General features: G+C 73.6%; 9 protein-coding genes and 1 other RNA gene. 1 reads left to right on the top strand and 9 read right to left on the bottom strand.

Features of this window, described 5'->3' with window-relative positions; translation table 11 throughout:
* Positions 1-92: 92 nt before the first annotated feature.
* Positions 93-1,544 carry an RNB domain-containing ribonuclease gene (locus ACFP3V_RS03450; RefSeq protein ID WP_380579527.1) on the top strand — a complete coding sequence of 484 codons (1,452 nt, stop codon included), beginning with the start codon at positions 93-95 and terminating at the stop codon, positions 1,542-1,544.
* A 169-nt stretch (positions 1,545-1,713) separates the two neighbouring features.
* Here ACFP3V_RS03450 and rnpB read toward each other — a convergent pair.
* The 9 genes from rnpB to ACFP3V_RS03405 all read right to left on the bottom strand — a co-directional run bounded on the left by rnpB (position 1,714) and on the right by ACFP3V_RS03405 (position 11,657).
* Positions 1,714-2,117, bottom strand: an RNA gene (gene rnpB / locus ACFP3V_RS03445) — RNase P RNA component class A.
* Between the two features lie 292 nt (positions 2,118-2,409).
* On the bottom strand, positions 2,410-3,492 hold the full coding sequence (locus ACFP3V_RS03440) for a GNAT family N-acetyltransferase (RefSeq protein ID WP_380579525.1): 1,083 nt from the start codon (positions 3,490-3,492) through the stop codon (positions 2,410-2,412).
* Entirely contained in the window at positions 3,489-5,345 is a 1,857-nt protein-coding gene (locus ACFP3V_RS03435; RefSeq protein ID WP_380579523.1) for a DUF4910 domain-containing protein, read from the bottom strand. The genes ACFP3V_RS03440 and ACFP3V_RS03435 overlap by 4 nt, the downstream gene beginning before the upstream one ends.
* Entirely contained in the window at positions 5,342-7,207 is a 1,866-nt protein-coding gene (locus ACFP3V_RS03430) for an aminotransferase class I/II-fold pyridoxal phosphate-dependent enzyme (protein ID WP_380579521.1), read from the bottom strand. The genes ACFP3V_RS03435 and ACFP3V_RS03430 overlap by 4 nt, the downstream gene beginning before the upstream one ends.
* Positions 7,204-8,424: a tRNA lysidine(34) synthetase gene (locus ACFP3V_RS03425; protein WP_380579519.1), complete on the bottom strand. Its 1,221-nt coding sequence runs from the start codon at positions 8,422-8,424 to the stop codon at positions 7,204-7,206. Before ACFP3V_RS03425 ends, ACFP3V_RS03430 begins: the two co-directional genes overlap by 4 nt.
* 98 nt (positions 8,425-8,522) lie before the next feature.
* The gene (locus ACFP3V_RS03420) at positions 8,523-9,611 is read right to left on the bottom strand and encodes an alkaline phosphatase family protein (RefSeq protein WP_380579517.1); all 1,089 of its coding nucleotides are present in this window, start codon (positions 9,609-9,611) and stop codon (positions 8,523-8,525) included.
* 50 nt (positions 9,612-9,661) lie between these two features.
* A complete protein-coding gene (locus ACFP3V_RS03415) occupies positions 9,662-9,823 on the bottom strand; it encodes a hypothetical protein (protein WP_380579515.1) in 162 nt (53 codons plus the stop codon).
* A gap of 120 nt (positions 9,824-9,943) precedes the next feature.
* Positions 9,944-10,750: a metallophosphoesterase family protein gene (locus ACFP3V_RS03410; protein WP_380579513.1), complete on the bottom strand. Its 807-nt coding sequence runs from the start codon at positions 10,748-10,750 to the stop codon at positions 9,944-9,946.
* A gap of 10 nt (positions 10,751-10,760) precedes the next feature.
* Entirely contained in the window at positions 10,761-11,657 is an 897-nt protein-coding gene (locus ACFP3V_RS03405; protein ID WP_380579511.1) for a hypothetical protein, read from the bottom strand.
* Positions 11,658-11,871: the final 214 nt, after the last annotated feature.

The following is an 11,871-nucleotide window of genomic DNA, read 5'->3' as shown; positions in this document are numbered from 1 at the left end:
GCGGCGGTGCCGGCCGTGCCGGCCGCCTCGCCCGCCCGGCGGCCCCTCCGGCCTCCGGCCCGCCCGTCTCGGCAGGGCATAGGCTGGGGCGCGTGCCACGACGCCATCTGCACGTGAGGACCGCCGGGACCGCCGCGATCAACCGGGAACTGGTCGCGCTGCGGGCCCGGCTGGAGATCCCCGAGGACTGGCCGCCCGCGGTCCTCGCCGCGGCCGAGGCCGCGGCCCGCTCCCCGCGGCTGCCCACGGAGGACGCGCGGGACATCCCCTTCTTCACCCTCGACCCGCCCGACTCCCGCGACCTCGACCAGGCCATGCACCTGGAGCGGCGGCCCGACGGACGCGGCTTCCGGGTCCACTACGCCATCGCCGACGTGGCCGCCTTCGTCACCCCCGGCGGCGAGATCGACGCCGAGGCCCGGCGCCGGGTGCAGACCCTCTACTTCCCCGACCGCCGCATCCCGCTGCACCCGCCCGTCCTCTCCGAGGGCGCCGCCAGCCTGCTGCCCGAGCAGGACCGCCCCGCGCTGCTGTGGCAGCTGGACCTGGACGCCGAGGGCGAGTTGACCAGCACTCAGGTCCGCCGCGCCTTGGTCCGCAGCCGTGCCCGGCTCGACTACGCCGGCGCGCAGCGCCGACTCGACGACGGCACCGCCCCGGAGGCCCTCGCCCTGCTCGGCGTCATCGGCCCGCTGCGAGAGCAGCGCGAACGGGACCGGGGAGGCATCAGTCTGCCGGTCCCGGAGCAGGAGGTCGAGGAGGTCCCCGGCGGCTATGCCCTCGCCTTCCGCGCCCCGCGCCCCGCGGACGGCTGGAACGCCCAGATCTCCCTGCTGACCGGCATGGCCGCGGCCCGCCTCATGCTGGACGCGGGCATCGGCGTCCTGCGCACCCTGCCCGCCGCCCCCGCCTCCGCGTTCGACCGGCTGCGCCGCGTCGCCCAGGCGCTCGGCGTGCCCTGGCCGCGCAGCGTGCCCTATCCGGAGCTGATCCGCTCCCTCGATCCCGACAACCCCGCCCACGCCGCCTTCCTCAACGAGTGCACCGGCCTGCTGCGCGGCGCGGGCTACACCGCCTTCGACGGCACGCCGCCCGCCGACCCCGGCCACGCAGCCGTCGCCGCGCCGTACGCCCACTGCACCGCGCCGCTGCGACGGCTGGTGGACCGCTTCGCGGGCGAGATCTGTCTCGCCGTCAACGCCGGTGCGCCCGTGCCGGATTGGGCCCGCGCGGCGCTCCCGGACCTGCCCAAGGTGATGGAGGCGGGCGACCGCCGCGCGCACGAGGTGGACCGCACGGCGGTCGACCTGGTCGAGGCCGCCCTGCTCACCGGCCGCGAGGGCGAACTCTTCGACGGCGTGGTGGTGGACGTGGACGAGCGCCGCCCGTCCCGCGGCCTCGTGCAGCTCGCCAACCCCGCCGTCCGCGCCCGCATCACCGACGGCCGCGTCGCGGCTCCGCCGCTGCCCCTGGGCGAGAGCATCCGCGTCCGCTTCATGGGCCTGGACCCGACGGGACGTCAGGTCTCCTTCGAACCGGCGTGAAGGGATGCGGGGCGCCGGTCATGCGGCTGTCGCCCCGCCTCCATGCCGACGGTGGATCCCGGTCACGGCCGGTCGCCGGCAGGCGCCGGGAAACCGCAGCCGGGGGGCGACACGTGCCGGGACATCACCGCCTTCGGCGGCGTGTTTCCGCAGGCCGTGGGCTCAGCGGCGGACGAGTCGGCCTGTACGCCGGGTTCTGTCCCGGGCGGCCCTTGCGGTCCGCCCGGCGGCGGTCATCCATCTAGGGCTGCCGTTGCCGACAGCCTCAAGCGGTCTACCCGCTGACTCGGGCGGGCAGCCCTCGAACGTCAGCGCAGGGCCTGCACCGCAGGCCCCATCTTGACCTTGCTCCAGGTGGGGTTTACCGAGCCGTCCAGGTCGCCCTGGACGCTGGTGGTCTCTTACACCACCGTTTCACCCTTACCGGGGGGCCGAAGCTCCCCGGCGGTCTGCTTTCTGTGGCACTGTCCCGCGGGTCACCCCGGGTGGCCGTTAGCCACCACCCTGCCCTGTGGAGCCCGGACGTTCCTCGGGGAGATCCGAAGATCTCCACGCGACCGCCCGGCCGGCTCGTCCGCCGTGGTGACCATGGTAGCGGCCGTCGGGTGATCTCCGACCACGGGCACGGGCCGCAGTTCGCGACGCCCGGTGCCGGACCGGGCGGCCTCCTGGCCTTGGCAGGGCCCTGGCGCGCCGCTGTCTGGGCCGGGGCGTCGGCCGGGCTGGTGGTGACGCCGGCCGGTGCAGGGGTCGTCTGCGGCAGGAGGCCCATGGCGGGGCCGATGGGGTGGTCCACGGTGAGGGCACCGTCCGGCCGGATGATGCCGTCGCCGCAGCGCCGGGCACGGGGGACCCTCCGTCCTGCTCAGCCGGTCAGGCAGGCGAAGAGAGGGAGCGCCCGCATGCCGTGGCGCTCCTTCATCGGCCGGTTGGCCCGTCCGCCCTCCACCCAGGCCTTCCCCAGCTCGATCGCGGTGCCGATCTCCGTCGCCCAGAGCAGGTAGTTGGGGCTGAAGCTGTGGACGGTGGCGTGGCTGGTCCCGCCGACCCACATGTGCAGCCGCTGCGCGTCCAGCAGCACCACGGCGGCGGCCAAGGTCTGCGGCCCCAGGTCGACCCGGACGACGAGCGCGTGCTCGCGCAGCCGCATGACGAAGTCGACGAAGGCCTCCTCCGGATACATCCCGGCGCTGCCGTACTTGGCGGCGGTCCGCCGGGACAGCGCGCACACCGTGCGCAGCGTCGCCGGTGTCGGCGGAGTGACCGAGGTGGTCACGCCGGCGTCGGCCGCGCGGCGGAGGTACTGGCGGACGGTCCGCCGGGTCCGGGGGCCGAGCGTCGCCAGATAGTCGTCGTGGCTCGTGAGCCCGGCCAGGGGCAGCTGGAAGCGGTCCACGATGGGGGCCGTCTGCCAGCCGGAGCGGCGGGCCACGTCGAGCAGCGGATCGTTCTGCGCGACGTTGACGAGGCCGGTGACGGGAGCCCCCAGATCCTCGCCCAGCTCCGTCGCCGCGCACAGCGCGGTGCGCAGCACCCGGTCGCGCAGGGCGGGTCGGGCGCCGACCTCGGGGAGCAGCGGCACCTGCGTGTCGTAGCAGTACCAGTTGTGGCCCAGCAGCGCCCGGCCGCTGCCGATCGGCAAACCCGCGCCGCGCAGCGCGTCGTAGGGGTCGGGGCGCTCCTGGAGGTAGAGCGGAAGCACGGCCAGGGTCCGGTCCCCGTCCACGACGCGGAGGTACCGGGCCGTGGTGAACGTGCTCAACGGGGCGGCCTCGTAGGCCCGCAGATAGCTCGCGGTGTACTGGACGGGAGCGGCCGCCGCCTCGACCACGGAGCTCCACGCGTCGAGGTCCAACTCCGCCACGGACTCCGCCACCACCACGTCGAGCCCGCTCTCCGACACGGGACGGCGGGAGCCCCGCCTGGACCGCTCCTGACGGATCGTCATGCCTCGTCGCTCCTCGTGCCCTCGGACGACCAGCCGGCCCTGAGCATGGCCGCCAGGAAGCGCTGACCGAACTCCGCGTCGATCGCGAGTCCGGAGTCGAGCTCCGCCGCGAGTCGGACGCCCTCCGCGTCGGCCCGGCCGTCGATGCTCTGGGCCAGGGCCATCGCCCGGGCGTAGAAGCCGCCGCGGTCGGTCAGCGAGTGGCGCAGCAGCCACTCCCGGTCCGTCGCGGTCACCTCGCCGAGCAGGGCGCGCAGATTGAAGGGACCGGGCCATGCGCGGACCAGCGGCGGACCGGCGGCGGGAGCACCGGCGCCGGACGCCGACGGATCGGGTGGCGGTGAGGGCCAGGCGCCCCCGAGCGTCCCGTGCAGCTCGTCGAGCCACCGCGCGTGCCGGGCCAGCACGGCCGGGTCCGCGCCCAGCGGCACCAGCGTCGGCAGTGCCTGCCGGCCGTACCGCCAGCGTCGGGTGAGCCGGGCGGCGGCATGGGGGTCGCTGGTCGGCGGCAGGCAGGCGGTCATCCGGGCGGCGGTCCAGCGGGTCACGATCCCGGCGATCGCCCCGGCCGCCGCGCCGTCCGCAGCGGCGCTCAAGGCGAGCGCGGCCGCCGCGATCGTCGCGGATCTGCGCAGCTCCTCGGGGTCCACCTTGTCGACGGTGTCGGCGCCGGAGTGGTTGAACCGGTCCGGCCAGTGGCCCAACTGCACGGCGGGGCAGGCGATCCCGCGATCCGCGAGGACCGCGTGGTCCGACGCCCCGACGAAAGGCGTCGTCCGCCAGGCCCACACGTCGCAGCCAACGGCGCCGCTGTAGGAGCGGGCGGCGGCGGGCAGCGCCCGGACGCACGCGTCGACCACGGCGTTGAGGAAGTGAGGCAGGTACTCCGGGCTCTGCTCGACGATCAGCGGCCCGCCGCACAGGCGCTGGTCCTCGCCGACCATGTCGAGGTTGACGGCGAGCATCGGCGGCGGGGATCCGGCGGCGAGGAGCTCGTGGGTGTACGCGGCGAGACCCACGAACTCGGGACCCCAGACGAAGCGGACCGGTCGGCGCAGCTGCCGCCGGGCCAGCAGCCGCCCCACGCCCAGGGCGGCGGCGACCCCGGAGGCGTTGTCGTTGGCGCTGGGCGCCGGGTGGCACAGATGCGCCCCGAGCAGGCACTCCCGCCCCGACCCGGTGGGCGTGCGCGCGGTGACGACCGGCATGGTACGAACCGTGGGGTCGAGGGCGATGTCGACGCGCAGCAGCCGTCCCCCGGCCGCGCCGCGACGCAGTTCGGCAAGCTGGCGGGGACCTACACTGAACGCGAACAGGCCGCTGTCGGCCGGGAGTTCGATCCGGCCGAGCTGCCCGTCGCGGTCCGGGTGCGTGGTGACGCAGAAGCCGCGGGCCCCTTCGGATCGCAGACGCGAGAACAGTTCCGGACCGAGGGCCGCCGCCGACTCGAGCAGTACCACCGCACCGCGCGGCCATTCGGCCGTCTCCGGGAGGACGGCCACGGCCTCGCTCGCGGCCGGGGCCGAACCCGCGCCGAGCGCGAAGGGCTGCTCGGGGTAGCGGATGAGCGGCGGCTCCCCGGCGAACCCCAGTCGGGCGCTGAGCGGCGTCCACGAGGTCGGGGCGGTGAAGGTCCACCAGGACGTGCGACCGTCGGCGGGGTGGTGGGTCACCTCGACGTCGGTCAGTCCCACGCGCTCGGCCTCGGCCGCGACGAACTCGGCGGCGTCGCCGATTCCGGCCGAACCCTGGTACCGGTCCCAGGTGGTGAGGGCCGACACCCATCGCATGGCCTCCCCCGTGTCGAACGCGGCATGGAGTCCGCCGACGAGTGACGCGAGGTCCGCACTCATCCGCGGGCTCCGTTCTCGACCTGGGCGTGGTCGGCGAAGGCAGCGCGGAAGGCGGCGAGCCTTTCTTGCGACAGCGGCACCGAGATCTTGAACAGTTCGTCGTCCACCGCCTTGACCCGCAGGCTCCTCTTCTCGATCAGCGCCCTGGCCTGCTCGTCGGCCGGGACGGTCAGCCACGGCAGAAAGGGCGCCCCGTCGCTCGGCCGCAGACCTGCGCGCCGCAGCAGCGTCGAGACCTCCGGCTTCACCTCGGCGATCCGCCGCCTGAGCCCGGCGAAGACGTCCCCTTGGCCGAGCAGGCTCAGCGCCACGCCGAGTCCGGCGCTGTTGGCGGCCAGAGGCGGAGCGAACTCCCGGATCCGACGGGTCAGTTCGGGCGCGGCGAGGGCGAACCCGATGCGCATGCCGCCGCAGCAGTACCCCTTGGACAGGCTGCGCAGCACCACCAGGTTGTCGTGCCTCGCCACAGCGGGAGCACAACTGGCGGACGGCCCGGCATAGTTCGCGTAGGCCTCGTCCAGGACGACGACCGTTCCCCGCGACCGGGCCGCGGCGGCCAGCTCCTCCACGGCGGCGGGGTCCTGGAGGACGCCCGTGACCGACGGCCGGTCCAGCACCAGCAGCGCGGGCGTGTGCCGGTCGAGGTGCTCGACCAGGCGGCCGGGCGAGCTCCTGACGACGGCGACGCCGAGCTGCGCCGCCCACCGGGGGAGATCCGGGTGGCCGCCGGCCAGGTGCAGCACCGGACCGGGAACGGCCAGGGCGGCGAGCGCCTGGAGCAGGCCCGTCGCACCGGAGCCGGCGGTGACGCAGGCGGGCGGCAGGTCGACGCCGAAGTGCGCGGACAGGACCGGCGCCGCCTGCTCCGCCGCGAAGGGGTCGGCCACGTGGTAGGCGCGCGCCGCGTCGGGGGTGAGGCCGTCGAAGGCCCGCTCGACCGCCTCGCGGACGAAGTCGAACTCGTCCGGGGTCCAGCGCAGATCCAGGTTCGGATCCCGGTCGTGGTCCCTGTGGTCGCTGGCGTCCCGGTTCCGGCTCCCTTCCCGGCTGGGGGACGCCTGTTGCCAGGAACCGATCGCGGCCGGCGGTGCGGACCGCTTCCTGGCGAGGAACTGCACGTAGCGTGAGTCGATGTCCGGTACCCGGCCCCGGGTGAACTCGGCGTCGACCTGCTCGACCGCGAAACCCGCCCGCTCCAGCAGCCCGGCGATCTCGGCCGGGGTGTAGAGCCGGACGTCGTCGCGGATCACCACCGTCGGCCGGTCGTCCCTCCGGACGTCGATCGCACCCGCGCTCCGTCCGGTGGTCACGTCGTACCGGCGGTGGAAGTCCGCCCGCAGGCCCTCCGTCTCGAAGGTCGCCTCGGCCTGGTAGCGCCCGGCCAGACCGAGCACGCTGGAGTGGTCCAGGATCAGCAACCCGCCCGGCGCGAGCACCCGGTGGGCCTCCCGCAGCATGCGGAGCTGCTGCGCGTCGCTGCCCCAGCCGAACGACTGGACGCAGATCACCGCGTCGAACTCGCCGACCGGCCAGGGAAGTTCGCGCAGCAGGTCGAGCTCCACCCAGGCCGGGGGGCCGACAGCGGCCGGGACGGCCTCCGCCGCCTCCGCCGCCGCCCGTGCCTGCCGCAAGGACCGGCCGTTCACGTCGATCCCGGTGACCCGGAACCCCCGTGCGGCCAGGGCGACGGAGTGCCGGCCGGTTCCGCAGCCCAGGTCGAGGACGCGACGGCCCGGGGCCGCTGTGTCCAGCACGGCGGCCAGGTACTCCGTCTCCTGCTCCGTCCGCTGCGCGGTGTACTCGTGCCGGGCCACGGCCCAGAAGGCTTCGGTGAAGAAGTCCCGGTACCAGGGGGAGGTCATCCCGCGTCGCTCCGCAGCGCCTCCTGGCGGCCGAGGAACCCGCAGACGTCGCACAGCCCGGCGGGGTTGGGGGCGCCCTCCATCAGCACGTACGTGCCACCGCAGTTGCGGCAGTGATCCTCCACCGCGGGCAGCAGCGACCGCTGCACGTTCTCGAAGGCGTTGAACACGTAGTAGTCGATGCCGGGCCACAGGTCGTAGAGGTGGTCGGCCATGGCGTAGGCCAGCGAGCGCTCGTCCGGACCGGTGGTGAACCGGCCGGGGGCTCCCTGCCGGTTGAGCTCGGGCGCCACCAGCTCCAGGTAGAGCGTGAGTTCCTTCTTGGTGATGCGGTAGAGCGGGAACACGTAGCGCATGCCGCCCAGTTCGCGCACCGGGATGCCGCCCATGCGGTAGCCGGTGGTGAACCAGGTGACCATGCTGGCGACCAGGTCGTCGGCGTTGAAGCCGAAGGCGACCACGTTGGCGCCGGTCCGTCCGGCCTCACGCTCCAGCATGCGCCGCAGGACCTGGTGCCCGATGACCATGTTCATGTTCCGGTGCTCGCCGGCGACGACCCGGTTCATCAGGTCGACGAAGGGCTCCCGCAGTTGGAAGAGTTCGGCCACCTCCTCGGCGGTGACGATGACGTGTCCGATCCCGAGGCCCGCGCACGCGTCCAGGGCGGCCTGGAAGGTGGCCGGCTCCTCCCAGTCCGGCAGGCCGGTGATGGTCACCGCCGTCATGTCGATCGCGGGCCACCGGCCGCGGGTGCGCTCGAGCAGCTTGAGGTAGGCGACGCTGTCCCGGCCGCCGGAGAGTCCGATCACGATCCGGTCGCCGCCGCGCATGGTCCCGCCCGAGGCGATGCTCTGGACGAAGGTCTCCTCGACGTACTCGACGAAGGAGTCGGCGGTCAGCTGTTCGGTGCGTCGCTCCAGCGTGCCGCCGTGGTCGAAGAGGATCGACTTGGTGTAGACCGGGTCCGGGGTCGCATAGGTGTGGTCCTTGGGACGGCGTACCACGTCCAGGTCGTAGTGCCGCACCTGGCGCAGCTCGATGACGTCGCCCGGCTCGACCACGACCGTCGACTCGGGCACCAACTGCCCGTTCCGGTAGGCGAGCACGGCGTTGCCGGGGATGCCGTGGACGCGCATGACGTCCAGCAGGCTCTGCCCCGGTGCCGCCGGAAGCGTCTCGGAACCACCGGTCTTGTTGCGGAAGACTACCGTGCTCACACGTGCTCCTTGGTGACGGGGAACGAAGGACGGACGCAGAACAGGAACAGCACAGGAACGGGGACGGCGGACGGGCGGAGGACGGCGGCTCCGGAGGGTCAGGGGACCGCCGTCGTGAGCGCGGAACCCCAGCCCGCCAGCGGCACGGTGGTCTCCTCGGCCGAGCAGGCCCCGTGTTCGAAGGAGAGGGAGGGATCCGGAACGGGGAAGCTGGGGGAGGTCGCCACGGCCACCACTTCGCCGATCCGGTCGAGGACGGTGTCCGTGGCCGTCAGCAGGCCGCGCGCCTCCAGGTCCGCCGGGCTGAGTACCAGGGCATGCCGGCCGAGAGTGTCGGCCAGGCGCTCGGCCAGTTCATCCCGGCGCCCCGGCCGGGGGTGCATCCAACGCACCCGGCCGGCACCGCCCGCCGGCATGCGGCACCACGCCGGACTGTCCAAGTCCCGCCAGGCATCCTGGAGTTGCTCGCGAGGTGCGACCGGGCTCTGGCCGTGGTCGGCGTAGGCCAGCGCGGTCCAGCCCGCCTCGGCCCAGCGGTCCCCCGCGGCGTCGAGCAGGGCTAGGGCCCGGCGCAGCCGGCCGTCGTGGCCGTGGCGGTGAATGTGCTCGTCGAGATTGACGTAGACCCAGAGCAGTCCCGGCGCCGTCGCGCGGTGGCACACCTGGACGAGCGCGGCATCGACGTCCCGGACGGAGCGCTCGGCGACCTCGACGGGGTCGGTACGGAGCCCATCGGCGGCCGAGGGGAGCAGCCGTGCGCCGTGCAGCAGCGCCTCGACCCAGGCGCCGGACAGGCGTTCCAGCTCCGCGCCCAGCACGTGGGCCGGCCTCCCGGCAGCGGTCGCGAGATCGAACACGGTTGCCCTCGGCACGACCAACTCCGTTGCAGGATCCGCCGCTTGGCTGTCGCCGAAGCCGATGCTCCGGCCGGTGACGAGGTGGGTGACGGACGCGGCGCCCGGGCTGCGGTAGACCATTCCGACGGCACCGTGCTCGCTCGCCGGTACTCCCGTGACCGAGGTGAGCCATGCCGTTGTCGAGGTGCTGGGGAAGGTGGACCGCAGGGGGCGCAGGTGCGCGTGCCGGAGAGTCTCCGCCGCCACTTCGTGGGACAGACCGTCCAGGGCCAGGACGATCACCCCGCGGCCGGCCGCCCGCAGGCTCCGCGCGACGACCTCGGGCAGCACGCGAAGGTCGGCGGGCGCAGTCGTACGCCCGCCGACTCGTGCCCCGAGGTTCAGTAGTTCGGAACGCAGTCGGTGCAGGTGGTGCGGAACTTGGCGATGTGCACGGCCTGGCGGTCGGCGATCATCCGCTCGACGAGGCGGGGCAGCAGCATGACCGGGGCCGTGACGGTCCTGGTCGTGGTCGGCTGGGGAGCGAGCTGGGCGTTTTGCATGAATCCTCCTCGGAGAAACGTGCAGTGCGCTTTGCGGGGACAGGTCAACACGGCTCAGGCCGGGTTGTCAATAGAAATCGGTGCGACTGCCGTCGAGAGGAAATCCCGTATTACTCGGCGTCAATTGGCGAAAATTCGGGCCTCCGCGTCGGCGATGATCTCAGCCGGCGTGGGCGGCCGGAGCAGGGTGCCGACGAAACGCTCGCCGCCCGGGTCGCCGGCGGCCTGTGCCCGTGCCACCGCTTCCGCCGCGTCGTAGCTGGTCGACCGCAGGAGGACGTCAGGACCCAGCATGGCCCAGTACGCCGTGCCGACCTCCCCCTCGTGGAAGGGCAGGCCCACGCTGCCCGGGTTGACGCTGCGCTTTCCGGCCACCACGCGGTCGAACTGGAGGTGGGTGTGCCCGGTGACGATGGTGGACTCCGCGACGGCCGCGGCCAGTTCGGCGAACCGGGAGGCAGGGGTGCCCGGTGTGACCAGCTCGTGGTCGCTCCGGGGAGAGCCGTGGCAGAACCGGACCGGCCCCAGCCCGTCGACGTCCACGACCAGGCTGAACGGCAGCCGGGCCAGGAAGGCCGCGGCCTCCTGGCTGTGCCGGGCCGGAATCCAGGACTCGCGCTCCGCGGCCGGTTCGCGGACGCCGGCGGCGATCTCGGCCGCGTAGCGGTCGGCGTTGCCGCGCACTCCCACGGCGCGGTCCCCCAGGCCGGCCAGCAGCTCGTAGGTCTGCTGCGGCTCCGGCCCCCAGGTCAGATCCCCGCAGAGGACGACGAGTTCGGCCGCACGCACCTCGGGTTCGGCGAGCACGGCTCGCAGCGCCGGGACGTTCCCGTGGATGTCGGACAGGACCGCCACGCGGGAGACGGGCCCGTACCGGCGCGGCGGCCCCTCCCCGTCCGCGGGTCCGTGCAACGTGATGCCTTCCATGCAGATCCTCTCAATCGGCTTGCGGGGCGGGCGGCGTCGCTTCGCCGCCCGGAGGCCGGTGGTCGGGCCGGGTACCCGGGGGCGGCCCGATCAGTGGGGCGCCTTCGGAACCCAGGCCGTCGACGAGGCGGGCCGCCTCGACGATACGGTCCCACCGCGCGCGGTGGCCCGCCGCCGTCGCGGCGTCCGCGTGCTCCGCGGCTTCCGCCAACTCCGCCAGTCTGGCGCTGATCTGCTGCCCCGTCAGGCGGGACGCCGCGGTACGGGGCGGCGTGCTCAGCGGATGGGCGGGATGCGCGGCGTAGAGCTCGGCGACGGCGGCGGTCAGCTCCTCGCCACAGGTCGCGGACGGTTCCCCGAGCAGCAGGTCCAGGACGGCCGCCCGTCGCTGCCGCGGAACGAGCACGCCCAGTTCCCGGAGCAGGTCCGACGGATCGTCAGGCGCGTGCAGGAAGTTGAGGCAGAGCAGTTCGCAGCCCAGGGCGCGGCGCAGCGACGCGCCCCCGGCGGCACGGTTGCGGGACGAGCCCTTCAGCTCCGCGAGCCGTACCGCCGCGGCGACCCCGGCAGGGTGCGGTCGGCGGTCGTCGCGCAGGGCGACGAGGAGGCAGGGCCCCGACTCGAGGATCAGGTCCACCGTCCGGATGATCGTCAACGGGGCGGCGTTGAGCTGGTAGCGCCAGAGCTCCCGGTGGGCGCGCGCGTCGACCGGGACGGTGGCGAACCCGGTCGGACGGAAGCCGTGGGCGGCCAGGAAGTCGAGGGCGGGTTCGATACGGCGACCGACGACCGCGTCGGGCTTGAACATGACGAAGCTGCTCCCGCAGAGCATGCGCTCGACGTCCTGGCGCGGCCGTTGTTCCACCAGGGCGGCCATTTCGCGGAAGTAGACATCATGTCGATACATCTCGTGGCGAACTGGATCGTAGGTGAATGGAGGGGCGAGCAAGCTCTTTACGGACATGGAAGTCTGACGCTCCGTTTCCTGAATTCCTGCCGTGCCGCCGGGCCATTGTCATGCTCCGGTGCGGGGGATTACCCTGATGCCGTCTTCTGAACCGTGCAGATCAAGAAGGGAGTTTCCCATGGTCGCAGCGAAGAGGGTTCGAGTCCGCACGAAG

The organism is Streptacidiphilus monticola, from assembly GCF_042658505.1.
GTDB lineage: Bacteria > Actinomycetota > Actinomycetes > Streptomycetales > Streptomycetaceae > Streptacidiphilus > Streptacidiphilus monticola.
Note: the sequence above shows the minus strand (reverse complement) of the source record. Positions and strands in the feature narration are given on the sequence as shown.